The sequence below is a fragment of the Patescibacteria group bacterium genome (assembly GCA_041665345.1).
In the GTDB taxonomy this organism is placed as follows: Bacteria; Patescibacteriota; Patescibacteriia; order PEXW01; family PEXW01; genus JBAYJA01.
Genome location: JBAYJA010000001.1, coordinates 475,102 through 499,014, shown reverse-complemented (window position 1 = coordinate 499,014; position 23,913 = coordinate 475,102). Strand labels below are relative to the sequence as shown.

Genomic DNA, 23,913 nt, shown 5'->3' with positions numbered 1-23,913 from the left:
TCAGGACTGCACATCTCGCCCCGCACCTGAGTTCCGCTCGAGCGGAACGATTGGTGCGCGGGTGGTCAATGTGGGCAATGACCCGCCCTGTACCCGAACGAAGTGAGTGGTACAGGGTACTCATACCTGCGCCTTGGTTCCATTTCCATTCGTAATGAATTTTTTCACCCGATACCACCACGCGCGGAAGACTTCTACTTCTTCAACGCGGAGTACTGAAGCTGCAATGAGGTAGACCACCATCCCAATACTTCCTGCAACCAAACCTTGGAGGAAAATCCCCACCAAGCGGCTCATATCAACACCGAGTGCTGCGAAGCGCAAGCTAGACCAGCAGGCTATACCCGCCAGGAGCGAGGCAATGACAATGCGGCTGGTAGAACGGAATATCCGTGCGCCGTCCAAACTCCCCAACCGTACCCGAAGGATAATGTACAGCAGTAGCATGTTCACTAAACTTGATAGGGAGAAGGCGATGGCCACGCCCACAATCCCGTAGTGCTTGGAGAGAATCAGCGCGGCAGCAATATCCACTGCAACTGCCAGGATCCCAACTTTCACTGGGGTGGCTGTGTCGTGCAAAGCGTAGAATGAACGCGCCAGAATGGGAATGAGTGCCTGCGCAAATAGCGACAGGGTAAATGCTCCCAGGACTTGCGCAGTGAGGTAGGTTGCGTCCCAGTCAAACGCTTCGGCACCAACGACGACCCGGACAATCTGCGCGCGCAGGATAAGCAGCAGCACTGACGCCGGAATCATCACCACCAGCAAACGCCGAACGGTGAGCGAAAAATGCCGAACAAATGCACCCATGTCTTTGGCGGCAAACGCTTCGGAGAAAGCAGGAAAGACGGCAATGGCTAAAGACACGCCGAACACGTTGATGGGAAAATTTTGCAAATTGTTCGCAAAGTTGAATTGCGTCAAACTCCCGGCTGCCAAGCTGGTGGCAATAATTGTGCTGACCAGCTGGTCAATCTGGTTCACGGCTAGACCAAACGTCCGAGGCAGCATGAGCTTCCCGACGCGCTGCACCCCCGGATGCTTCCACGATAAAATGCGGCGGTACCGAAAGCCAAGCTTCATAACGCCAGGAATTTGGATGGCCAAATGCGCAACTGCACCCAACACCACGCCATACGCCAGACCAGCAATCCCCCACTTTGGCACAAAGAACAGAATACCTGCGATAATGCCCAGGTTGTACAGCACGGGTGCCAAGGCAAAGGCAAAAAACCGTTTGAAAGAATTGAGAATCGCCGAAACGATATTGCTAGCGCCAAAGAAGACAATGGCCAGGAGCATGATGCGCGTGAGGTGGACAGTTTCTTCCAACTTCTCACCAGTAAACCCAGGAGCGATGAGCGGTACCAGATGATTCGCAAAAATGGCAAAGAGAATGCCCAAACCCACCAAAACGATCAACAGGAGGTTGAGAATAGAATTCGCCACTTGCCAGGCATCGTCCTTGCCTTGCGGGTCTGACTCGGCTCGTTTTAGGTACCCAACGAAAACCGGGATGAAAGAGGAGGAAAGTGCGCCAAGCACCAGGATGTTGAAGATGAAGTCAGGCAGTTTGAAAGCGGCAAAGTACGTATCCAACGCGCCACCACCACCAAACTCAGAAGCCAGGAGCCGATCCCGCACCAAACCCAAAACCCGGCTGATAATGCCGGTAAAGCCAATGACGATTGCCCCACCCAGAATGGTCGTGGAGAGCTTGGTCCAGAGTTTCTGCCACATAGAGTGCCTGTACTGTACTGATTTTCTCAACTTTTTTCAAGCTCCCCGTTCGTACTGGCTTTCAACCGGTAAGGGTTACGCCGGGAAACTAACACCGCGGCTTAGAAAAGCCGCTCTGGGTGTAAAAAAACCAACGCGCCAGCTCGCCAGCACGCAAACTCGCCACCCTATTCAACAACTCTTTCTTTCCTTTGGATCCTTGCTTGACACGCCGGTACCGTGCGAGTGATACCCGGGTCATCCGTTCATCTGCTGGGAGAGAGTTCCAGCTTATGCTCGTGTAACCTGAGATCGTACGAAGGTACGCAGCGTGCCAAGGAAAGACCCAGCCCTACTATAGTCCCCTGGCTCTTCCCTGTCACTCTGAGTGCAGCGAAGAGTCTCCGAAGTTTTTCCCCTCCTCAAACCTATAATTTTTACCAGCTTGAGGAGAGGGAGGTCCACAGATGCAGACCTCGATTCCCAAAGAGCTTTACTTCTTTTCCACCAAGTAGTACTCCGCGACCACGATGGTATTGGAGTCGTCGGCACGGTATGTATCGCATTCGCTGTACCGCATTGCGACCCGTGCTTTGAAACGATGATCAGCAAGCCAGCATGCAAGCACGTGAGAGCACTTCAAAAATGCTCCGGACGAATCTGCAAGATTGTAGCGTACAGGTAGTTTTAGAAACAATGAATCTTCCCCAGTAGTGCTGCTACTCCCGACGAAGATAATCGAGTCGGGGAAAACCTGTACTCGCTTTTCGGCATCCTCGCGTTCTGCATAATCCGTAAAATCCAAATATGCAGCGCAGGTGAGGACGCAAGCAGCGACCACCCAAAAAATAATTGCGAATGTTTTCTTTTTCATCTTTATACCTCCGTACTAATGTTTTACTCTTCTCCTTCAACCTTGATTTTCATCAGGGCTCAAGGAGAGGGAGGTCTGGTTGTTAGGCAGACCTCAGTATTCTTAATGTTCAATCTACTTTGTTCGAAGCTGCTTGGCATACGCTTTATACGCATGGCATACAGTACAACCCGCATAATTGTCACAATGGTCAATGGATATAATCCATAAGACCAGACTGAATAAGAAGTTGCAAACTCGTTTCATGTATTTATCCTTTTCTTGATATTTTTTCCCTCCTCATGCCGACACTTTTGTCCCAGCTTAAGGAGGGGGAGGTCTGGTTTTGACGCAGACCTCGATTCCAAAGAAAGTTTACTTGTAACCGACGGGCGTCGGTTCGATGACGTAGTACTCAGCCGAGATGATTGTTGAATCATTGTCAAAGTACTTGTCCCGATACTCGTAGACCTCATTTGCGAAGGATAGCCAAGGATTACCGGTAGCCCAAACTGCAAGCGCAGTTTGGACCTTCGTGGCTGCCGCTACCGAATCCCTCAGCTCATAATGAACCGGGAGCTTTAGCAGCTCAACGCTATCACCGTCAGCGTCAACACCGGCGTACGTTGTGATCGCCTCGGCAAAAACTTGCACCCTCTTAGTAGCTTGTTTAAGCTCTGCAACTGCCACAAAGCGTGGGATTGCGGCAAAAGCAAGAATGCAAGCGATGAAGATCCAGAAAATTGTGCTACTTTTCATTTTTTTACCTCCATGTACTTATGTTTATGACATCGCTTTTTGCAACAGCTTCTATTTGTTGGCTATCACCTTTTCTGAGGTGCGCCACCGAATTGTTGCCTGGTCAATAATGATAATGATTAACAACAGGCAGCAACTTGGGACAAAGTGCCCCATTAATTCTTTTTTCCAAGACGGTAAGCTCATTGCCCATTCGGAGTAACCCGACAGGTTACAAATGAACATGAGCATGACCATCAAGACAATTGTGCACTTGCTTAAAAAATACTTTTTCATTATTCAAGCTCCTTAGTTTTTCGTTTTCCCATCTCCACGGTCATTCTGCATTGACCACAGGGATGGGAGGGCGAACAGAGTTCGCCCAGCCAAAGGACAAAGCTATTATTCCTGCATCCAGGATACCATCCGCTTGATGAAGATGGCCTTTACCGCACGGAGAATTTTACCCGGCGTAGCTTCCAAAAAGAAGCTTTGCGGCTTTCCGTCCAGGTAGGAATGGTTCCACACGATGCAGCTTTCCTGATTCGTGAAGTGCAACTTGTCGACATCCTTTCCATCAAACCATACGGTGATGTGCTGGACCGACAGTTCTGGTATCGATCCCGTGATGGCGGGAGCTGTGATTTGCTCCATGCTTATCTCAGGACCTTTGAGAAAATCTTCAAACACCAAGAGAAGTCCTTGGTGCTTCTTGTCGCCAACCCCGAGAACTAATTGGATGGGCGTTTTGAATTCATTCTGATTCGTCATGATACTCCTAACTCCTTATTAGTTTTTTCGTTTTCCCATCTCCACGGTCATTCTGCATTGACCGCGGGGATGGGAGGGCGAGGACTAGGAGAGTCTCTCGCCGTTCATATGTGCTATATTCTGCGGCATTTTTTTTCTACTAACCACCCGCCGAGTATGGTCAGCACACTGATCATGACAACCCAACCAATTGACACATCGGGTTTCACTTCTTTCAAAACCCAACTCATGAAAAGGAAGGAGAGGACGCCTGTCCCCGCGATGGTAAAAATTGAGACAAATTTTTTCATTTCTTACTCCATTTTTTAACTTCTTTCCCATCTCCGCGGTCATTCTGTATTGACCGCAAGGATGGGAGGGCAAACACATAGGTTTGCCCGAAAATGTACTCTGAGTCAGAGTGCAGTTATCGTTGTACGAGCTTGAAGACTGCTTTTGCTAACCCCTCAAACGAACCGTACGGTTGTAATCCAACAAAATCGCCGAGGATGAGATTACCTCGAACCTCTTGTGATTCCCGTTCACGAATGAGATTGCAAATCGTAGGAATCGCTGATTTTTCACTGCACTGGCGAAGATCAACCGGAACCTCAAGGACCATCTCATTCGACGTATGATCATGCCCATACGTTGTGGGACCACCAAACGCAACAATTCGCACGTCCGATTTGAAATACTCCGGAACAGTGATCGCACAAATCCCGACCAGTAGGTACACAAGAATGGTCGTTAATCGATCATTTGTTTTACTTAACATTTTTTCTCCTTGTTTTCCTTCTCCCATCTCTACGGTCATTCTGTATTGACTGCAGAGATGGGAGGGCGAATCACTAGACTCGCCCATGAAATTACTTACTTTCGAATTAGGTGGTAGAACAACCTATCCACCGTGTCACGCTGTCCGGTCTGAAACCGCATCTGCGGGGCCGTTCCATCAGTTCGGTATTCAGGGTGTGATTCTTCCCATTCCCGAACCACCGCTTCGACCTTCACCCAGACTTTTGCTGAATCTGTAAGAGAAAAGGTTGCGGGCACCTCCAAGAACAACCCGCGGGTTGAATCGGCGTTGTAGCCGTTAATGACCTGCGGGGTGCCGGTACTCAAGAAAATTACCTGTACAGGCGCTGTCGCAAGGATAACAACGGCTAACCCGGCCATCAAGACGGCGCCCATAAGTACGAATGTTCTTTCAAAATACATCTTTGTTCTCCTTTCTGTGTTTCTTTCCTCCACCCGTTCTGTTCGCACAGAACAAGTTGAGGAAAGGGGCGAATCTTGTAATTCGCCCTAAATACTGTACATACCAAAATGTGCGGTTAACGTTGCTCTAGCTGAGCAATCTGAATTTCACACTCTCGAATATGCTTTTCAAGGTACCGTTTGATGCGATACATTCTGTACTTTGACCTCATCAGCCAGCATTTGTTTCGCAGCCTCCATCCAAGTGTATTCACGAGATGCAAAAGTTGCGAGACCACTTTCCCAATGCGGAAAATGAGTATGAGGCCAATAAATAAAAAGTACAATACGAGAACAAACTTTAAGAAAATCATGCTAAACTCCTTCAGGTATATTTTCCCTTCCTTAAGACATCGTGGAGTTCACGATAATTTAAGGAAAGGGGCGAGGAATGGTACATCTCGCCCAAACGTCGCAGAACCATCTGCGCTTCAGTCTGCTAGCAAGCAAGACTGGGAAAGTGTCGTGCCTTACATGCTTGCTTGGGGTCACGACGTGCAATATTTGTAGGCTGGAAGGGTTTCGATCCCTGTTACCCCGTTTTCACGAAGCCGAGCGTTCCTTCGCTCCGGGCTATCATCCGCCAGCTCCCACCTGCTGGACCAGCCACATTTTTCGGAAACTATGTTCCTCTCTAAACCCGCGTACAAACGTGGGCTTGGAGAGGAAGACAGGCGTGCGGATAGAGGATATCCGTAATGCAGCTGCCCCGTACTAGATGGTACAGGGTGCCTGTCTTTTCGTTCGCTAATGTGCGGTTCTGCATGCATCTGCACCTCGCCGCGAGATCAGCTTATCTCATTCCTAATCCAACTTTCTCTTTTATCGTTGTAGTAAACAGCGACTATAAAGAGATAGGGTAGAAACCATTCTGCCTCATTCATCTTATTGAAGAAAATGAAGCCAAATATTAGTATCGCTGACCCCACCAGAGATCGCAGACCCTTTACCCTGCAATATCTAGAAACTGTCAGGTACCATGCGACGAGCATGCTCATTTGCACAACGACTGGCTCAAACATAGAAACTCCTTCAAAACATAATTTGTTTTTTCTTCTCTAAGCACACGTATACCATACATGCACTTGGAGAGGAAGGCGGGTCAACAAGAATTGTAGACCCACCAACCAATGAGCTCTTTTAATGTTTTTAAACTGGCTCCACTAAGATCATATCGCCAAAGCAAGCAACGATGCATGCGATTGCGAATACGAGTAGAGCCCCTGCGGCCATAGCTGCTACGTCCTCAGACAAAATATTCGCTGTGAAGGCATGGATCATCACCCCAATGGCGATGAGAGTTAATACAGCCCCTATTCCAATAAAGATGAATCCGAATGCACTTCTTGTGCCCCAGCAGACCCCATCTTTTACCTGCTCAATATGGGATCCGGGCCAATTTTGTGAAATCCAGCCCATAACAGAAAGGGCGAGAAACCCGCTCGCCAAGACCCCTCCCACCCAGAAGTAAATACCCGCTGAGATCTGGAAGGTCGAAAGATATTCATCAAACCCCCACAGCAAAACCCAGAGGGATAGGTAAATTCCCGAAACAGTTGCCTGACAGACAAAAATTTCGCAACGACTACGAATTTTTGTAATCGACATGATATACCTCCAAAAAATTTATTGTTTCATTTTTCCTCTCTAAACCCGCGTACAGACGTGGGCTTGGAGAGGAAGGCGGGTCAACAAGAATTGTAAACCCACCAACCAATGAGCGAATTTTGACTTTATGCGCCCAGAACTTCAAGTGCCTCAATCATCGGCTTGAAGTGCGGGTTGGCGAAACTATTCGCCTGGCCACACACAACGTCATAGGCATTGAGGTGCGCCATTTTTGGGCTACCCCAACCACCTTTTAACCAATTCTTGCATTCCTTCCAGGTCGGGACGGGTTGGGGGAACAAACCGTAAATATTCCCAAGATACACCTTGTACTCAGTAACCCCGTCCCCAGGCTTCGTGCGGTTCATGCCGTAAGGATCGCGCCCACAATTGCCAAAGTGGGCTATGAGTGTGGAAATAGCTTCCACTTGACGGCCCAGACTTCCATCATAATTGCCGGCCTGGAATCTAACCAAAAGGGCACGAAATTCCGGCAGCCGATCGTAAAATGGCGACACGGCCTTGAACAGCAGTACCAGCCGATCCAAAGGGCAGCCGGCGTAACCACTTGCATACCGAAGATTGTTTCGAAGAACCATAAAATCACGGTTCATTTGGGCTAACGCTTTAAAGGCTCGACGTCTCCGAATTATACCGGCAACATTCAGCGCATTACTAAAGGTATTCAATGCCTGCATCCATTACCTCCAAATGTGATGTGTTTATTATTTCATTTTCCTCTCTAAACCCGCGTGTTGACGTGGGCTTGGAGAGGAAGACAGGGGTGAGGATAGAAGATATCCGTGATGCGCCTGTCTTAGTTCAAATGAACTTTTTTGGTGGGATAGCATGTGAGGTGTTCTGCCTGCATCAACCTCACTGCTTGGTGGGATATTTTTTACCCGCCGTAAACCTTCGCGAGTTTATTGCAATTTTCGCCTATCCCTCGAGATAGCAATATTAGTGAGATTGCGAACAAAATAAACTTTTTTTCTTACCTTTCGTCTATATTTAGTTCCCATCTCCACCGTCGTTCATAGCTCGACGGCAGGGATGGGAGGGTGAGCGCAAAGGTTCACCCAACCAAGGTACTATTGGGTCTTGGGGGACTTAAAGAGTCCGCAATCGAGGATGGCAATCGCTGACCAGCGATTTTCGCAGTTTGGATTATCTGCGAGCTTGCGTGCCGTCACTGGGTCAAGAGGGTCAGAGATCCAACCGGTTGTCAGCTTGAGATCGGAATTTCTGAGAAAGGAGATATTGTACGTCTCGCTTTTTTCAAAATCCCGCGTACATAAAATTGTCCTTTCATGCGCCATTAACTCCTTGATGAGGCAAACGGCGCGCATGGGATGAATTTTCCCACGGTTATTCAGGGAATTTTTCAAAGCGCTGACCGCTTCTGAAAAACCAGGTTCCTTGATTCCGTGCTGAACAAAGCCCCCCAATATCATGCAGATATGGTTGGCATTGTGGCAGAGCACGTCGGCAGCAAGTTTTGCGCCTTCCGTGAGCGATATCGGGTCGCTTAGCTTTTCGTCTGTGTAATCGCCCAACGCGTGATTGAAAATGAAGACGACACGAAAGCTTTCATTTGTTCCAACCCGGCGCAGGGTAACGGCGTCTTCACGATAAGCTCTCAGAAAGTTTGAAATTATGCTTTTGTTTGACATCTTTCCTCCAACAATGGTTTTAATTTCTATTCCCATCTCCACCGTCGTTCATTACTCGACGGCAGGGATAGGAAGGCGAGGACATGGAGAGTCTCTCGCCTTCTTCAAGGGGCTTACAAATGGGAGCAAATTACTCCCAAGAAACTTTTTCCGGATCCCATTCATTTTTGTGAGATCCAGGATGATTCTTAGACAAGGTACATCCAGTGCCCTTATCTTTGGTCAATTCACCGCACATGGCCTCCCCACATCTCTCGCAGTTTGCTACACCGTTGAAGGTGTAGTCATGAGGAAAAGTGTGAATGTGAATATCTCTTCCAGCCAGAAGTGAATCATACACCGGCCACGGGATAAAGAACGTAACTTCCCGCATGTCGTACGTACTGTCTTCGTAGACAGTAAATTTTATTTGCGGTCTAGATCCACTCGGTATGACGAGAACGTTAAAGAAATCTTCTTGAGTGAGAGTATCACTCAAGGTCTTGACGTTTGGCCACCGCAAGGCCTTAAAGCTGGTAATGATCACCTGCTTATCCGCCTTCGAACTGTCAATCTCAAAAGTGTATGAAACTACCGGAGCATTCACTGTCCGGTTAAAGGGAGTGAGATCAACATTCTGACGCTGCGCCGCTAACAGCAGCAACACTAAGATGGCACAACAAATCACTACATATTTGGTCATTTTATTTTCTCCTTTGGTTTTGCAATTTTTTCTCTTCCCATCTCCACCGTCGTTCATTACTCGACGGCAGGGATGGGGGGTGAATCATGCGACTCACCCGTAGCCAAGGTTCCCTTTTATCACTTTTTGCAAACTGCCGTCACATATGCCGTGACGAAAGCTAGAAGTGTCACATGTGCCGGGGAATTGTTGACAGTTGGTATTAACAAAGAAGTCACCGATATAACCCCTAAAAATAACCCAACTACAAGGCTCCAGGGTGATTTGATATGCAATATGCCATATACAATGGCGCATATTGCTGCTAAGCAGCTAATTTGAAAAACTGCTGGATGCAACATTTCTATTCTCCTTTTGAGTGTGTTTCTTTCTTTCCGATCTGGAGGCGAGCGAACCCAGCCGCTTGCCCACCGAAGCTTCATAGCGAAGGTGGGTAAAGCCAAGACTGAATGAGAGATGGCCTGTGGACCGAAGTCCTGACCATGATGCATGTACTGTGACGTTACGCGGAGATTGCTCCCCAGGTAACGCTAGTCCATGCAGTGCTCGTGACCCCTCCAAGTCGGAAAGAAAAAGTTGTCAACGTTCGTTCCATGTATTTGGGCAAGTCTGGAGGTGAAAGTGGTGAGTAGCCGTAGGCCGTAAGCTATAAAGCTGTAGGCCTGGGATACTCGTGCTCTCCTTTGAGACCGAAGCCTCGGAGCGCAAAGACGTGTCGTCTATCTTTGCGGAGAAATCCCCGCGCGATAGCTTTCATGCCCACACTTAGCCCCCTCCATACTTGCCAGAACCATGGTTGGAATGTGCTGTCTCGTCCCGAGTGGCTATTTTCGTATAGCCAACCAAGATGAGTGCAGGATTTTTATTTGGGTGATCCTGCGAACCCACGGTACCTATTCAGATTTTGAAGACTGAGGCAGAATGCAAGCGAAGTAAGGTCTATACAAGTTTTCTTGTTTTCCCCTTTTTTCCTTCTCCCATTCTCCAAGGCTATTCAGGGTGAGAAAGTATGGCTCCTCATCACCTTCGATAGTTTCGCCGGAAACTACCAACGTCCCCTCAAGTCGCGCTTGCAGATCCACCGTCGGCCATTCTTGGCCATCCGTTACCATCTGCTTGGCAAATTCCTGAAACTCTTTCACGCTCAGGATCTTGTAGCCTAAGTCCTTGAGGCGCCTAAGTGCTTCCTGCGCACTTATAGCACTTGCGAACCCAACCACCGTAAATTCAAGCTTTTTCTCTTCCGACATTTTTCCCTCTTTCTTTTTCCATTTTCAATTCTTCTTCTCATCTCGGACGACGATCTTCTGCTTATGTCGTCTTCCGGGATGAGTTGCGGAGCGGTAGGGACGGATCCACTACAACTCCGCAGAAATTACTTAGTACTGCCGGGTCAGATCCCGGTCTCGTCTCTGGAAGCAGCCTTGCCTCGCAAGAGTCCAGAGCACTACGCCGAATGTGCAGACTACGCCCAGGCCGACGTTGGTACCACCTTCACTGAAGGCCAGATAACACCCGTAAACGGCCACGATGCTTATGACGGTAATCATCGCAACAAGTACGATGAAGGCAGCCAAACCAACAGTGCATTTCACTGTTTCAAGCATGCAGTGTCCGGCCCGTCTTACAATGTGTAAAGTTTTCATTTGATCTCCGATGTTTTTCTGTTTTCTATTCCTTGATCTGGAGGAGTATTAGCTGAGTGATGTTTTGCGCCGAAGCGCACATCACGATGAATGGTTAAGCGTCTTTGGCGAGTAAACCCGCCGCGATGCCGCTCCACTCGGATGCTCCCCCTCCATGTCGCGAAATAGAATATATATAAAAGAACAGGTCCTCTGCGAGAGAGCACCTTTGGGTAAGCCTTAGGCCATAAGCCGTAAGCTATAAGCAATACAGTTCGGAGCGCTGCTCTCTCTTTCAGCGAACCGAGAAGTAAATGGATTTTCAAGTCAACAAACGAGTATATACCTGATAGCCAATCCTGTCAATACCTAAAATGGCTAAGGTTAGCCAAAAGGGCTAAGGTTAGCGGAAAAATGGTTACGAATTACGAAAAGATACTACGAAAATACGAATGTACGAATTGGGAGGGGAAGAATTAGGGACTGATGACAAGGAACCAGAGGGGTTGCGGGGAGGGGGAAGATTTTGAATATTGGTTTGATTTGGATGATGCTTGATTCTGTAACGCGGGCTTTGACCGGTAAGGGTTACCCCTCCTAACCTCCCCTTCGAAAGGGGAGGAAACGTACAAAAAACCTTGCCTTTAAATAACCAAAAAACCCTCCCCTCCTTTCGAAGGAGGGGTTGGGGGAGGTAATACTTACCGAGTTAAGAATGCAATAGAACCAAGTTTTTTTGGAAAGACGTGCAATACATTTCTACCTCCCCTTCCCCTATCTCCACCCTTAATCCATTCCGCCATCCAAAACTCAACCTTTAATCTTTACCTCCCCCTCCCCCACCACCCCGTTATGTAGCTCGTGGTGCTGGGTTGCGAAGGGTCGTTTGCCACTTCAGCGGCGTTGGTGTTTTTGTATAATTGAAAATTACTTGCCTCACGTAGCTGCGCAAAACGCATGGCAACCGCAAGCACCGCCGGCGCATCGGCTGGTATGTGTGCCAGAGCAGCTGACTCCCCTGCTTCTAACAATCGAAGGGACTCCTGATCCTCCACCCGCGCTTCTGCTGCGGTTTTGTAGTGCGAAAAATCAACACTGGCAACAACCACATCTTCAGGTTTGAGCGTCGTGTACAAAGCCTGGGCAAGTTGTTCGTTCTTTTTCAAATCAAAGCCGCTTCGGACGATGAGTTGGACAAAGGTTGCTTTGGGACAAACATGCTGTAGGAAGGGTAGCGGGTACAGCGCGCTGTGTTCCTGTGCAATTACCGACTCGCTAGTTTGGACAAATGGGACAGCGTGCAAGGCTTGCACAATGTCCGCGGCGACGTCGTACGTTGCCCAGGGTGATTGCCACGACGTAGCGCTGGTTGTAACCATGGTCTGGCCACGATTTTCGTGATCAGGCCCCAGCACCACAATGTTCGCAGGACACTGCTGACCAACCACTGTGGCTATTTCCGCCATCAGCTGCTTTGCCACCAAGTGGTGCGGCATGATAACCGCGACGGGATTCTGCTTGGTCTGCTGGTCTCCACCTTGTGCAAAAGCAGTTTGCACATCTGCAGGAGTTACCTCGTTAAGCACAGCTGATGATTGAGACTGCGTCGGTTCCGATTTTTGCCACCACACCAAAACACCCGCAGCAACCAGGATGGCGACCGCGAGTGCTCCAAGAATGAAATAGCGTTTACTCAATCCCCAGGGTTTGGCCACCAGAGTAGTTGATCACATCCCGGCTCTTCTGACCTTGCGCTACTGCGGGTTCAGCTGCATAACTTCCGGGGTTCACCACCCGGGCGTAGTAGTAGAAGCTCTTCTGCCCCCAGGTATTGAAAGTCAGGCGCTGGCCAGCAATTTCCGTGGGGTAGTTGAATCCAACACTGGTTTGGACATTCCGGGTCCATGGATTGGGCAAGGCGGCCAGGCCAGATGGGAGGTAGTCCGTCACTGTAAAATCGGTATCCACAATCCCCTTGCCGACCTGCAGGCCAATATCCACGCGGACAATGTCGCCTTGCTTCAACGGTCCGCTGTCCCCCACTCGGGTGAACTTGCGGGTGACACCCAAGCGCGTGTCATGCGGTGCCGTGTTGGGATCGAATGGCTGCACGGTCTGCACAATCAACCCAGCTGGGCCGTCAACTTTCGTCACCTTGAATTGGGTTGCTTCTTGGGTGGTGAGCGAGACGTAGGTTACCTGGTCGTCTTTCGTGGCCAACGTCTTTGGTTCACCGCCGGCTGTGTACGTAACAGACACGTTGGTGTTGTCCAGTAATGGAATGGCTGCAACCATGCCCAAAGCTCGCTCCAGGTTTGTGGGGTAATCCTTGGGGAATTTCTCCGCCAAGTAGGTATCAATACCCACCCGCTGCGAAAGCTTCAACCCTTCAGCCAAAATGCTAAAGCGCGCTGTGTTCACAATCCGAGCATCATCATCGTTGCCCAACTTCAGCCGGATGTACGGCGCCTGGGTTTCGCCGTAGGTTTCCAACAATCCCATGGCAATGGTCCGGGCTTGCTGGCTTGCACCCAAAGCTTGGTACGCCAAGGCTGCAGTGAGCTTCTCTTCATCCGTAATACCTGAGGTAGCCACAAAGGCGTCTAGTTCAGCGAGCACCGGCTCACCCAGGTTTGCCAACCCATACAGGGCAAAGCTTGCTTGCTCCCCAGTGATATCTTTCTGGTTCAGCTTGCCCAGCAAGTACTGCCGCAAACGCACGGCGTCAAACATTTTTGCCTGGGCAGCGGCCAGGGCGGAAAGGCGGACATCGGACGAACCCCAAATCACTTCGCTTATACCGCCGTCCTCTTGCTGGTAGGCAGTTGGATTGAAACCACTATTTTCGTACACCAAGTCGGGTTGCAACTTTTCCAGCGCATCACTGGCAATGGCGCCGGCTAGGTTGCGTTCCAACCGGTTCCCCCAGCCCCACTGCAACATGCGTAGGTTGGCAATAATCCGACCACGGCCCAGATCCGTTACGCCAACCATAGTCCGCCCGCTGGGTGAACCTGTGATGGTGAGGTCAGGCGCCACAGTGAGCCACGCAGTTGCTTGGCGGGAAAGCCGAGAGTCCACCACGGTGATTTTCCGGATGAGCGTATCTTTCTGGTTGCCTTTCTGGACAGTAAGTTTTACTTCTTGCTCCCCGGCAACCAAGGTTGGCAGCACAAACTTCTGCGCGGCAAAGGCTTTGCCCGTACGGGTTTGGTTTGCACCAAGGCCCGGGGTTTCCAAAGTGAACTGCACATCATCAGTTGCGGTTAATCCCGTTCCGTACGCCCGGCCAATGATGGTGGGTTTGTCCTGGCTGACAAACTCATCAGGCATCGTGAGGAGTGCAAAAACGGGTTTGCTCACCGGAACACCCAGGCTGGTAAAGCCAGCCAGTTTTTCATCAGTGATACCCTGTGCAGTCACCCGCCACGAAGTGAGGTTGTCTGGCACTTTGAAGGTGACCTCAGCCTGTCCATCACCGCCCGTCTGCACCTCTTGGAAAAGCACCGCATCTTTGAAGTCTTTGCGGTCACCCCCAGTCCCACCACCGCCTTCGGCCATTGCATCCAAACGCGCGGTGTCATGGCTGACGTACTGCTGGAGCAAGCCAGACATCGTTGGTTCGTATAACCCTGCAAGTGGTGCGGGCGTATTGTCCATTTGGATGACGTTCAGTGCTTCGTCAATAGCACTCAGGTTCACCCGCGCGTCAACCGGTTTCCCTGCAGCGTCTTTGGCGGTCACCGTCACCCGAACTGTATCACCTGGACCGTAACTTGCCTTTTCTGCTTTGAGTTCTAGTTGCAAAGCACGGGTCTCCGCATCAAACTGCAGCATGGCTTGTTCATACTGTGCTGGCGCACGGAACGCACTACCCGTAAACCACACCCCGGTCACGAACACATTGGGAATATTGGCTTCGGTATACGTAAATGGTAACTGCGGTTTGTCGGTTATTGTAACGTCTTGAATCCCATTCTGGAGCGTCACAAACATGAACGTGCCCTTGGCTTCCACGGCTGTATTCCCCTTGCGGAATTCCAGAGTCGTTGTGCCGCCAAGTGGGTAGACCAGCTGCGCATCTGTCCGGCCATCCTGTGCCACGTCCACTACGCGGTAGCTGGCACTTTCCGCATCCGCATACTGCGTACTCCCAAAGTACGCGGTTTGGAGATAGGCCAGATTTTTCGTATCAAACGCCCGCACTTCTACCCGCGAACTCGTGCCGGGTAGAGTGATGTCCTTGGTGTACGCTCCCTGCGCATCGGTCACGCCCGTGAGGGTCGTCCGCACCACGTCATTGTAGCGGTAATCATACACATCCACAGTCTGCTTCTCAATAAAGTCATACCGCGTGCCCCGCTTGGTTTTGGTCAAAACCTGCTCAATGACTTTGACTTCTACCTTGGCATTCGCGGCCGGACCACTGGTCATGGTGTCGTAGGCATTCCACCAGTCGGTCACTGGCTTGGTGACGTCCACATTCCGGACGTGCAACTTCAGGGTCGCCTGGCTCCCATTCCGGTCGGTTTCCAAATTGGAAATGACCCGACTGGGAAAAACCACAATGTCCGCACTGCCCTGGACATCACCGTCAGACGCTTCCGCCGGGAACACGGTCACCCGTTGCGTCCCCACCGAATTATTCGTGTTCGCCAATGGCAAGTTGAACGACGCAGTGCCCTGGCTATTCGCCGTAATGTCCGTCCCTTCCCCACCAGGCTGTCCCCAGCTGGAGTAACGGAGCTTGGCATTGGGGGTAGGTGTGCCATCAAAGAAGGTAGCGAATGCCTGAATGGGCAATTGCTCCCCCACAATGCCGGCTTGGCGCTGCGGTGAAAGACTCACACCAAAGGCGGGCTTCGTGAACGTCTGCACTTCAAACTGCTTGGAGGCAATTTCCTTGCCCGTCAGGGTTTCAATGCTCAGCGTATACGTGCCGGGATTGAGCTGCGTCAGCGCCAGTGCTTTGGTGAAAGTGCCTGAGGCATTGGTCTGCACGCGATCCTCAACCAACGGCAAGTACGCACCATTCCAATCCGTCACATTCCAGGTCCACACTTTTACCACGTACTCTTCGGCCTTGGGGTTTTTCCGTGGCTGGATAATGCCCCAGATATTCACTGTGTCTGACGGGCGGTAGAGCGTCCGATCCAAGTACAAGTATTTCCAGTATGTATCGTGCGTGGGCCGGTCCCGCATCCCGCGCCAGGCGAAGAAGGACTCGCCTTCAGGGGTGAAGGGAATGACGGTTTCCCGATTATCCGAAGTTTTGACGGTGAAGTACGAACGCGTAAAATCGGTCTCCGTATCCACTGCTTGGTCTGGGGTGGTGAGGCGAACGACCCCTTCGCTGTCACTACTGTACGTCTTGCCGTCAAGTGCAAAGACGGCTGATACTTTCTGCAGCGGCGTCCCTGCCTTCAAATCCTGCAACCACAGGACGGTATCTGTGCGGCTCACAAACTGCGCGGCACCAAGTTCGCTCACCACAATCACGGTTTGCAATTTCCGGCCCTTCACATCCAAGGTCATCAGGTAGTACCCCGCATCAAAACCCGAAGGTAGCCGGAGCACGTACTGATTATCAAAAGACTCAACCTTGGCATCGTAGGTGCCAATCTCGGTCAAGCCTTCGGTGCTAATGAGCGCAGTGTCCAACGCTGCTGTTGCCCAGGTGGGAATGTCGTCTAAGACATGCAGTTTTTCAATCATTTCCTGGCTACTCGCAAAGCGGTGCACCGTGGCTTTGGGTGTCCCCAAGTTCCCGTAGTACCCAAAATCCAGCACCGGGGCTTCCTTGGGCAACACGGATTGGAAAGAGCGCGAGAAGCGCGCGTAGGTAAAGGCATCGTTGGACTGCTGGGCAACCGCGGTTTCAAACTGGAAGCTGAACGCCTGACCCAACGTCACATCTGAGCCTTGCACTGGTAACGCTGCTGCAAGGGTGACAGTGTACAGGGTTGCAGCCTTCAGCTTTTCCGCAGGGACAAACACCCAGGTCCGACCGTGCTGCTCAAAAGCGCCTTTTGCACTGGGGGTGATAGTGAAGTGCTGGCCAAAATCTTTCACCGCATCTGTGCTAAAGGTGACTTCAATGCCGGTATTCACCGGAACGCCAGTGGCTTCATCTCGCGGCAGCGTTCCTTCAATTGCCAGGCTGGTCTTGGGTTGGAAGGCCCACTGGTAGGTTTGCTTCTCATTCCCCGCAGTCCCCTGCACCGTGGCGTTCACGGCCAAGGTGTACACCGCTTCGTCACCCAAGGGTTTCTTGGGGGTAATTTCAAAAGTTTTCTCATCTGTACTGGCAATGGCAAATTCCACCTTTGGCGAAAAGCTAATGGAGGCTTCCAAGTCTTTCGCGGCAATGGGCGCTGTGGTGGTCAGGACAAAACTGGTCTTCGGATCCACCCCCAGCCGGTCTTTCTTGGTGGCTTCCACTACAAAGGTGGCGCTCGCCGTATCTGCAGGCAACACGATCTTATCAAACGCATCCCCACCAGTTGTTCCCCGCCGTGGTTGGACAATGCCAAACCAGACCCCGGCGCTAACCCCGGCCAGGAGAACTACTCCACAAAGGGAGTAGAACCACTTGGTTTTCCAAAATGCTTTTGAGATGACAACTGGCGCTTGGTCCGGGTGGAGGTTTGGCATACGGATGCTGTTAGAAAGATGTAGTCATTCTACCTTAGGATAAGGGTTTTGGTAAAACAAAAACCTGCTCCAGGGTGGAACAGGTTTGAAAGAACGCAATTGCAGTGACTACGCACCAATTCGCTGTTGCAATTTTTTCTGCCAAAATGCAACTTCTCTTTTGGTTCGTTTTGCCGCATAACCAATGTACAGTCTGGGTGATTTGAGGACACGCTGCTGCTTTGTTGTCATTTGGTTCACGTACGGACGCACATTCTTATCCTTCATGAGTAGATCGAACACTTTCTCTCCCGTCGCACGAGACCTGTCACAAAGTGATGAAACATATTCGTGTGGCCGAGGGTGACCATAGTAGGTCAGAAGCGTATTCAATGGGTCGGAAATGATAAGATCGCCAGTGAGCGTAAAGTTTTTCATCATCTGCGATTCATCAACTACCAGCGAGGGCAGAATTCGCTTCAGCGTTTTCGTTGCTGTGAAAATGAACTCTACGATTTCCATCCAATACCGCCCAGAAGCGGAGTTTGTCAGATCGCGCTGATGATCGGAAATTAAGTCGAGGTAGACGGTAATCATCCGACCCACTTCAGCTTTTTCCAAGCTCTTTACATTCTCAAAAGAAATAGGATTGATCTTGCCGGCCATGATCGAAGAGCTACCCTGCGTCGCCTTCGCTTGGGCAACTTCACTCACCTCAGTTGATTGTAGCCGGCGCAGACTATCTCCGAGGTCACCAAAAATCCCCATGATCACGGTCAAACGGTGCATAACATCTGTAACCGCCTCAGGCATAACAATCTGTGTCGAATACCGACCAGCTCGCAAGCCAAGGTAGCCAAGAACACATTGCTCAAAACGCATTGGGTTTTGAAGCACTAAGGATCCAGGACCGTACGTGCCAACCGGCCCTGAAAACTTCCCGACAAGTCTGTCTTTCTCTTTTTCCAACTTCAACAACTCACCACCAAGCCTAACCAAGTACTCCGCCATGGTATTTCCAAAAGTTTGCGGCGAAGCATGCTGCAGGTGCGTTCGGCCAACTTGGACAGTATCCGCGTACTCTTTACACAGTCGCAGTATAGGAATCAAGAGCCCCCACAGTGATGGTAGAACAACGCTTTCCAAAACATCCCGAAGTCGAGCACTATCGGCAGAATTCAGAGTATCATTACTCGTGGCAAGTAAGTGCACATAACGCCGCGCGGGTTTGCTTATCAATTGCTTGATCCGCTTCAGCAACGCCCGCACATCATGCTTCAAACCCTTCACTTTGCCTTTTACCCCGTACTCAAACCGGTAAACGTCAGATGCCTTTACCTTCGCACAAGCGGAAATAATTTCCTGCATGTACTGTTCGGGACAGAGGTTACTGTCGTACAGAGCTAATGCGATGGATGATTCAAAAAGTCCTTGGTACAAGATGCGCGCCTGCTCCGAAGTATAGGGAGCAAGCTCTTGATTGACGTACCGATACGCAAAAGGACTTACCTGGGAAAAATCTCGATGGCGCCGGATCTTTTGTGCTTCCCGCAAGATAACTAATAATCGAGCATCATAAAGCGCAAAATGTCGCGGCAATGCTTTTGTAGTGACTTTCTTGTTCATGTTCCTCCTCTAAAATATCTCAATTGTTCATGTACTTTTTCGTGGCCCCACCTTAACACATATTTTGGCAACGTCAAAGCAGGGGTTTCTCAACCACCAGATATCCGCAACACAACCTACCGGAGCCTTATCCTCGCATTCTGAAGAATTTTCACCAACGTCGGGTGCAGATGTTTGTTCGAAACAATCACACCTTTCAGCGATTGATCGTACCGCTGTTCTTTGCCGTCAATATCCGTCACCTTTCCACCTGCTTCTTCCACGATGATCTTCAGCGAGGCAGCATCCCAGCAACTATCGTGCCCGCCCATAATGCCACCAGATTCCCCAGCGGCAACCATCATACCTTGGTAGATGACCGATCCCAAATTCAGCACTTTGGCTTTTGCCTGCATCAGTGTCTGAAAAATTGTAGCAATATCACGATTATGCTTTACCTTCCACAACCGCATGGTACCAAAACCTATAACAGTATTCTCTAATGACTTCTTGTTAGAAACTTTCATCCTTTTGCCATTCAACGTTGCGCCCTTACCTTTCACCGCTGTGTACATTCTTTGCATGAAGGGATCGTAAACGACACCAAGTATTGGTTTCCCATTTTGCACCAATGCAAGCGAAAAGACGCTGGTTGGAATACCGTGTGAGAAAGGCGTTGTGCCGTCGACTGGATCACAAACCCAGGTAAGTTCTCCTTGTCCATGTATAGATTTTGATTCCTCAGTAATGATGCCGTGGGCTGGAAACGCTTTTATGATATCGCGGATGACAAATCGATTAATCGCCAAATCAGTTAACGTCAATGGCGTTGCATCTTTCTTCCACTCCTTCTTCATGCCCAGCATGAAATTCTTCCGCATGATTTTCCCAGCTTGCAGCGCCAGGTGGGTGGCAAAACGTAGGTGCTTCGTTTCTACGGTGTTCAGCCTCATAGTGATACTGATTACCAACTTCCTCCCCCACCGCCGCCAAAGCCGCCACCGGAAAAACCGCCGCCGCCAAAGCCAGAACCACCGCCACCCGCGCTGGCTGGACGGGATACCATAGCACTATTCGCACTGCTGCGGAAATCCGACATGACACTGGCCAGGAACAGCGCATTGAACACGTTCCCGGGTGAGGCAGTGTACCAGCTTGGGGGCTGCATTTCCAGGCTGGCAAATTGCTGCGCCCACTGCTTTTCCACTTCCAGTACCATGGCGTAGGGCAGCAAGGCCTGGAACTGTTCGGGCTTGCGCTCGGGTGCATTATGGAATTTCAACCGCTCCTTTTCTGTAACGGATAAAAACCATTTGAAACCTTCAATTCGCTCCCGCACTTCTGCGCCTTTCACCGTTCGCTGCGGCATGAAGAATCCATACGCAAGGACAATGAACCCCACCGCGCTTAAGCTGATAACCGTTATGAGTGGGAAAACACCCGTGGAGGCGAAAAGTACCCATGGTCCAATGATGAGAAAGCCGGCCAGGGTGAGGTACGTTGCTTTCGCATTCGCTGGGTTCTTGGTGTAGTACCCGTCTGTAACCAGCGCCTCATGCAGTTGCTTCTTCAATTCAGGAATGGCTGTGTAAAATTTCTGCTTCAAATCCTTAAGCTCCACGGTCTTTTTACTAGCTGTCTTCAGGAAAAGTTCATCAAACAACTTTTGCTCAAAGGCATTCAGCGTGTCCTTGGGGTTCACCAAACGGGTGAACTCGTAATTCTTCTTTCCTAAATCTTTGATCTTTAGGTGCCCCCGTACAGCTAGGTCAATGATGGTGGCAGAAATGTCTCGCATATCACCACTCCCATCCCAAACCGTCCCCAGCATGGCCGGCCGGAGCTTTTCTGGGGCTTCGTACTCTGGGATGATGGTGCCACGACCTTTGGGGTCCTTCCCCCGCTTTCGCCAGTGCTGGTGCATGAGGAACCAACCAATGGGAATGAGGAGCACGGTCCAATTATCAACCACAAAATCTTGCCAACGTTGCGCAGTGGTTGCTTTGTCAAAAGTGCCGCTTGGCACCTTGATAGCAAAAGTAAGACCTTCCGCTGGTGCCAACGACTGGGCCACAAAGACTACCTTTCCATCAGCTTGCACTTGCTTCGAACAATTTTGCAGAGTTGCGCCTTCAACACCGGTGTAGCACACCAGTTCGTCTGGCTTTGTCCCGTCAGGTAAGGAAACCGTGGCCGATGCCGCTTGCATGGGCACTTGCCAGTGATTCCCAGTGGCGTTCCAGTAAATTTCCTGGCTATCGTTAAAGGTATTGACCGCGCGACGGAGGGTGTAGGTCAGCACGTAGGTTTGCATGCCGGTGACTGTAGAATCTTTGTCACCAATTTTCACATGGAGCTCCCCGCCCGAGCGGCGTTCAGTGTACGGCCAAGCTTTTCCTTGGTCATTTGTGACAGATTGCAGATCCAACCGAATGCTATACGTTTGAACATCTCGACGGTAACGGTACGGAATATCCCGAAAAATCCCATGGTGCGCGGTTGCTCCAAAGTCGTACACAATTTTCTCCGTCACGATGAATGTCCCTTCCTTGGCCGCTTCAATCTGCACGTCAAAAGCCTTGATTTGCTCAAAGGTGGAGGTTTGGGCGTGTGAAAGCTGAGGAAAAAACACAAGACCCCCAAACAATACCGCTACAATAAGAATCACTTTTCGCATATAAACAGTATACAACGTCTACGCTTTTCTCCATAGAAAAAACAGCCGCTGGGTTAGAGCGGCTGGATGGCATGTGCGGCTAGCGAGGCAATACTTTCGCGATTGGGTACACTTCTTGTCCGGCAATGATGCGGATTACCTGGTGCGTTTCAGCTTCTACTTGGAAGCCGGTAATTTCCACTTGCCGGTGCCCGTCACCAGCTTCCACCGTTATCAGATCCCCAATGCTGAGCCCGCGCGCGCCTCGCAGTCCCTTCTTCGCGCACTGTTCTGCGGTTGCGGGAATATCGTAGACCGCATCACAAATGGTACATTTTGGCATCAAACCTCCTGTGCATGTGTTTTGGGAAAGTGTAGGTGAAGGACGCTTTGGGGTCAAGGCTATAGAACCAAATGAAAATGAGCGTAGAATTTCCTACGCTCATACACTGAGTAATCTGGGTACTATTTTGAGGCCTTCCTTTTTGTCCTCTTGTGTTTCTTGGGCAGTGGCTGTGCCTGGGTTTGACTGGCTGCAATTTGCTTAGCTTGGGCAGCTCTGGCTAATGCCCGACTTCGGCGAACATTCTGACGCAGAATCTCCGACACTTTTTCAAAATGCACGTCCGCCTCTGCTCGCAGCTTCGCCCGTTGTTCCTCAAGCGCACCGCGTGAGAATGGGTCGAAATCTGGACCAAAATCTCGATCGTTTTTTGTTTGCATGCATATGCTCCTTACTCTATTTTTGTTATTTTTCTACTGATTTCTTAGATTAGCAAAAGGAGCCCTAAAGTCAACTCCATCTACATTACATACAACCAACAACGATGAAATGTATTAGCGGATTTTCATTTGGAGTAGAGGCTTTAGCCTCTGGACTGTACATAACCCAAAGCGACTTCTGAGACCCTGAAGAGTCCTCAGACCCTTGAAGGGAAACAGATCTACAGAAAAGTACCTACTCCGGTTATTTCTTTTTTTGCTAAAAAAGACGCAGGTTGTCCTGCGTCTTGAAAGTGCTCATTAAAAACCTAAGTTATGATCGCTCGTTTTTCTTGGTTACTCACAGAATGTGAAAATGCAAGGACTTCCATCTCCAATAACATAGCGCGCAGTGCCTCTGGGTTAGTCACGCCATGCAATTTAGAGTTATAACCAACAATGCAATGTTGCGCCTTCATCCCACGCACTATAATCGGCAAAAAGTAATCACTAAGTTGGAGATTCTCTGGGAGTGCGGCCCAAAGATTAAGAGAATCGTATAGGTTGAATCCGGTCACGAATGGGGTAATGTCTGCGCCATCAGCTATGCCTGGATCCGCACCGTTGCAGTAGACTCTTATAAACCACTGCCGATCACGATCAAGTGGTAGAGACCCGCGCTCTTCTGATCCAGGCGCTCCACAAGACTCAATCCACGTACGCTGGTAGGATTGCAACTGACGTGCGTACAAACATTCAGCTACAGGGTGACCAGTACGCAAAAGTGTACTATATGCTGAAAGTGGAAACTGGACAGCGTACGCCGCTTCACGGGTGGTGATAACCATTCGGATGTCCAACTCCTGCAATCTTCTATGCAGCCAGACGGCAGCTTCCCAATCAAAAGAATTATTGCTGGCATTATTCGGGACCATGAAATCATCAACAAATTCCACGCCACCCATGATTGCCACATGCATAAGTTTCTCACGGCATAAATCTTCATGGTCTCGCAAAAGCTGTGCGGCATCTGTAAGGCCAGACTGGAGCACGAGAATCACGCTGTTATCTGGACAAGCCTGTAATGTCCGCACGAGGAGAGCCTGACCATCCTCATGAACATCGACTCCAGATGCGATGTAGGGCAAGTCGTGCTCATAGGGATGGAACTTCCCTATGTACACTGGAAGGCCTACGCCAACTGGGATATTCGGCAAACCCAGCTGGACCAAAGTAGCTTTCGCTCCCTGCGCTCGGACAACCGCCGGGGCAAGGTTACCAATAACGCACCGGAGGTTGATTAAATCTGACCGATGCATTGCCGCCGCCAGCACCAACGCATGCTCGTCATCTAAATCTTTCAAAAAATCACCAATGATTATGACGTTTGGAGTCACCTTTTCCGT

The 23,913-nt window shown here is 50.1% G+C and carries 21 protein-coding genes; 1 reads left to right on the top strand and 20 read right to left on the bottom strand.

The features are described 5' to 3' along the window. Window positions 1–120: 120 nt before the first annotated feature. The 12 genes from murJ to WCV85_02585 form a co-directional block, all read right to left on the bottom strand. Window positions 121–1,743 (bottom strand): murein biosynthesis integral membrane protein MurJ, encoded by a 1,623-nt coding sequence (murJ, locus tag WCV85_02640; GenBank protein ID MFA6473746.1) that lies wholly within the window; start codon window positions 1,741–1,743, stop codon window positions 121–123. 472 nt (window positions 1,744–2,215) lie between these two features. Beyond that, window positions 2,216–2,596, bottom strand: a complete 381-nt coding sequence (locus tag WCV85_02635; protein MFA6473745.1) for a hypothetical protein — start codon at window positions 2,594–2,596, stop codon at window positions 2,216–2,218. 354 nt (window positions 2,597–2,950) lie between these two features. Continuing rightward, entirely contained in the window at window positions 2,951–3,334 is a 384-nt protein-coding gene (locus tag WCV85_02630) for a hypothetical protein (protein ID MFA6473744.1), read from the bottom strand. Between the two features lie 381 nt (window positions 3,335–3,715). After that, window positions 3,716–4,084, bottom strand: coding sequence for a hypothetical protein (locus WCV85_02625; protein MFA6473743.1), 369 nt, complete (start codon window positions 4,082–4,084; stop codon window positions 3,716–3,718). Between the two features lie 113 nt (window positions 4,085–4,197). Continuing rightward, complete coding sequence (locus WCV85_02620; GenBank protein MFA6473742.1) at window positions 4,198–4,374, bottom strand: hypothetical protein; 177 nt, start codon at window positions 4,372–4,374, stop codon at window positions 4,198–4,200. A gap of 116 nt (window positions 4,375–4,490) precedes the next feature. After that, window positions 4,491–4,841, bottom strand: a complete 351-nt coding sequence (locus WCV85_02615) for a hypothetical protein (GenBank protein ID MFA6473741.1) — start codon at window positions 4,839–4,841, stop codon at window positions 4,491–4,493. A gap of 95 nt (window positions 4,842–4,936) precedes the next feature. Then, complete coding sequence (locus WCV85_02610) at window positions 4,937–5,284, bottom strand: hypothetical protein (GenBank protein ID MFA6473740.1); 348 nt, start codon at window positions 5,282–5,284, stop codon at window positions 4,937–4,939. A gap of 1,188 nt (window positions 5,285–6,472) precedes the next feature. Next, window positions 6,473–6,931 carry a hypothetical protein gene (locus WCV85_02605; GenBank protein ID MFA6473739.1) on the bottom strand — a complete coding sequence of 153 codons (459 nt, stop codon included), beginning with the start codon at window positions 6,929–6,931 and terminating at the stop codon, window positions 6,473–6,475. A 125-nt stretch (window positions 6,932–7,056) separates the two neighbouring features. Continuing rightward, the gene (locus tag WCV85_02600) at window positions 7,057–7,629 is read right to left on the bottom strand and encodes a hypothetical protein (protein MFA6473738.1); all 573 of its coding nucleotides are present in this window, start codon (window positions 7,627–7,629) and stop codon (window positions 7,057–7,059) included. A 393-nt stretch (window positions 7,630–8,022) separates the two neighbouring features. Next, entirely contained in the window at window positions 8,023–8,640 is a 618-nt protein-coding gene (locus WCV85_02595) for a hypothetical protein (protein ID MFA6473737.1), read from the bottom strand. Window positions 8,641–8,734: 94 nt separating this feature from the next. Beyond that, window positions 8,735–9,286, bottom strand: a complete 552-nt coding sequence (locus WCV85_02590; protein ID MFA6473736.1) for a hypothetical protein — start codon at window positions 9,284–9,286, stop codon at window positions 8,735–8,737. Window positions 9,287–10,179: 893 nt separating this feature from the next. After that, complete coding sequence (locus WCV85_02585; protein MFA6473735.1) at window positions 10,180–10,536, bottom strand: hypothetical protein; 357 nt, start codon at window positions 10,534–10,536, stop codon at window positions 10,180–10,182. Window positions 10,537–10,710: 174 nt separating this feature from the next. On the opposite strand from WCV85_02585, the gene WCV85_02580 reads away from it, so the two are divergent. Next, window positions 10,711–10,923 carry a hypothetical protein gene (locus tag WCV85_02580; protein MFA6473734.1) on the top strand — a complete coding sequence of 71 codons (213 nt, stop codon included), beginning with the start codon at window positions 10,711–10,713 and terminating at the stop codon, window positions 10,921–10,923. A gap of 812 nt (window positions 10,924–11,735) precedes the next feature. Here WCV85_02580 and amrB read toward each other — a convergent pair. The 8 genes from amrB to WCV85_02540 all read right to left on the bottom strand — a co-directional run bounded on the left by amrB (window position 11,736) and on the right by WCV85_02540 (window position 23,904). Then, window positions 11,736–12,626 (bottom strand): AmmeMemoRadiSam system protein B, encoded by an 891-nt coding sequence (amrB, locus tag WCV85_02575; GenBank protein MFA6473733.1) that lies wholly within the window; start codon window positions 12,624–12,626, stop codon window positions 11,736–11,738. Then, window positions 12,601–17,565 (bottom strand): Ig-like domain-containing protein, encoded by a 4,965-nt coding sequence (locus WCV85_02570; protein MFA6473732.1) that lies wholly within the window; start codon window positions 17,563–17,565, stop codon window positions 12,601–12,603. Before WCV85_02570 ends, amrB begins: the two co-directional genes overlap by 26 nt. A gap of 108 nt (window positions 17,566–17,673) precedes the next feature. Further along, window positions 17,674–19,170 carry a lyase family protein gene (locus WCV85_02565; GenBank protein MFA6473731.1) on the bottom strand — a complete coding sequence of 499 codons (1,497 nt, stop codon included), beginning with the start codon at window positions 19,168–19,170 and terminating at the stop codon, window positions 17,674–17,676. Between the two features lie 116 nt (window positions 19,171–19,286). Then, window positions 19,287–20,102, bottom strand: a complete 816-nt coding sequence (locus WCV85_02560; protein ID MFA6473730.1) for an inositol monophosphatase — start codon at window positions 20,100–20,102, stop codon at window positions 19,287–19,289. Window positions 20,103–20,113: 11 nt separating this feature from the next. Beyond that, window positions 20,114–21,826 (bottom strand): DUF2207 domain-containing protein, encoded by a 1,713-nt coding sequence (locus WCV85_02555; protein MFA6473729.1) that lies wholly within the window; start codon window positions 21,824–21,826, stop codon window positions 20,114–20,116. A gap of 79 nt (window positions 21,827–21,905) precedes the next feature. Further along, a complete protein-coding gene (locus WCV85_02550; protein MFA6473728.1) occupies window positions 21,906–22,148 on the bottom strand; it encodes a hypothetical protein in 243 nt (80 codons plus the stop codon). Window positions 22,149–22,270: 122 nt separating this feature from the next. Next, window positions 22,271–22,528 (bottom strand): hypothetical protein, encoded by a 258-nt coding sequence (locus WCV85_02545; GenBank protein ID MFA6473727.1) that lies wholly within the window; start codon window positions 22,526–22,528, stop codon window positions 22,271–22,273. 308 nt (window positions 22,529–22,836) lie between these two features. Beyond that, window positions 22,837–23,904: a hypothetical protein gene (locus WCV85_02540; GenBank protein MFA6473726.1), complete on the bottom strand. Its 1,068-nt coding sequence runs from the start codon at window positions 23,902–23,904 to the stop codon at window positions 22,837–22,839. Between the last annotated feature and the right edge of the window lie 9 nt (window positions 23,905–23,913).

Excerpts from the sequence above, each read along its gene's own strand:
- WCV85_02600 (MFA6473738.1), bottom strand. The coding sequence starts at position 7,629 with ATGCAGGCATTGAATACCTTTAGTAATGCGCTGAATGTTGCCGGTATA.
- WCV85_02585 (MFA6473735.1), bottom strand. The coding sequence starts at position 10,536 with ATGTCGGAAGAGAAAAAGCTTGAATTTACGGTGGTTGGGTTCGCAAGT.
- murJ (MFA6473746.1), bottom strand. The coding sequence starts at position 1,743 with ATGTGGCAGAAACTCTGGACCAAGCTCTCCACGACCATTCTGGGTGGG.
- WCV85_02550 (MFA6473728.1), bottom strand. The coding sequence starts at position 22,148 with ATGCCAAAATGTACCATTTGTGATGCGGTCTACGATATTCCCGCAACC.
- WCV85_02595 (MFA6473737.1), bottom strand. The coding sequence starts at position 8,640 with ATGGGAATAGAAATTAAAACCATTGTTGGAGGAAAGATGTCAAACAAA.
- WCV85_02565 (MFA6473731.1), bottom strand. The coding sequence starts at position 19,170 with ATGAACAAGAAAGTCACTACAAAAGCATTGCCGCGACATTTTGCGCTT.
- WCV85_02560 (MFA6473730.1), bottom strand. The coding sequence starts at position 20,102 with ATGAGGCTGAACACCGTAGAAACGAAGCACCTACGTTTTGCCACCCAC.
- WCV85_02555 (MFA6473729.1), bottom strand. The coding sequence starts at position 21,826 with ATGCGAAAAGTGATTCTTATTGTAGCGGTATTGTTTGGGGGTCTTGTG.
- WCV85_02605 (MFA6473739.1), bottom strand. The coding sequence starts at position 6,931 with ATGTCGATTACAAAAATTCGTAGTCGTTGCGAAATTTTTGTCTGTCAG.
- WCV85_02635 (MFA6473745.1), bottom strand. The coding sequence starts at position 2,596 with ATGAAAAAGAAAACATTCGCAATTATTTTTTGGGTGGTCGCTGCTTGC.
- WCV85_02545 (MFA6473727.1), bottom strand. The coding sequence starts at position 22,528 with ATGCAAACAAAAAACGATCGAGATTTTGGTCCAGATTTCGACCCATTC.
- WCV85_02590 (MFA6473736.1), bottom strand. The coding sequence starts at position 9,286 with ATGACCAAATATGTAGTGATTTGTTGTGCCATCTTAGTGTTGCTGCTG.
- WCV85_02610 (MFA6473740.1), bottom strand. The coding sequence starts at position 5,284 with ATGTATTTTGAAAGAACATTCGTACTTATGGGCGCCGTCTTGATGGCC.
- WCV85_02570 (MFA6473732.1), bottom strand. The coding sequence starts at position 17,565 with ATGCCAAACCTCCACCCGGACCAAGCGCCAGTTGTCATCTCAAAAGCA.
- WCV85_02625 (MFA6473743.1), bottom strand. The coding sequence starts at position 4,084 with ATGACGAATCAGAATGAATTCAAAACGCCCATCCAATTAGTTCTCGGG.
- WCV85_02620 (MFA6473742.1), bottom strand. The coding sequence starts at position 4,374 with ATGAAAAAATTTGTCTCAATTTTTACCATCGCGGGGACAGGCGTCCTC.
- WCV85_02630 (MFA6473744.1), bottom strand. The coding sequence starts at position 3,334 with ATGAAAAGTAGCACAATTTTCTGGATCTTCATCGCTTGCATTCTTGCT.
- WCV85_02615 (MFA6473741.1), bottom strand. The coding sequence starts at position 4,841 with ATGTTAAGTAAAACAAATGATCGATTAACGACCATTCTTGTGTACCTA.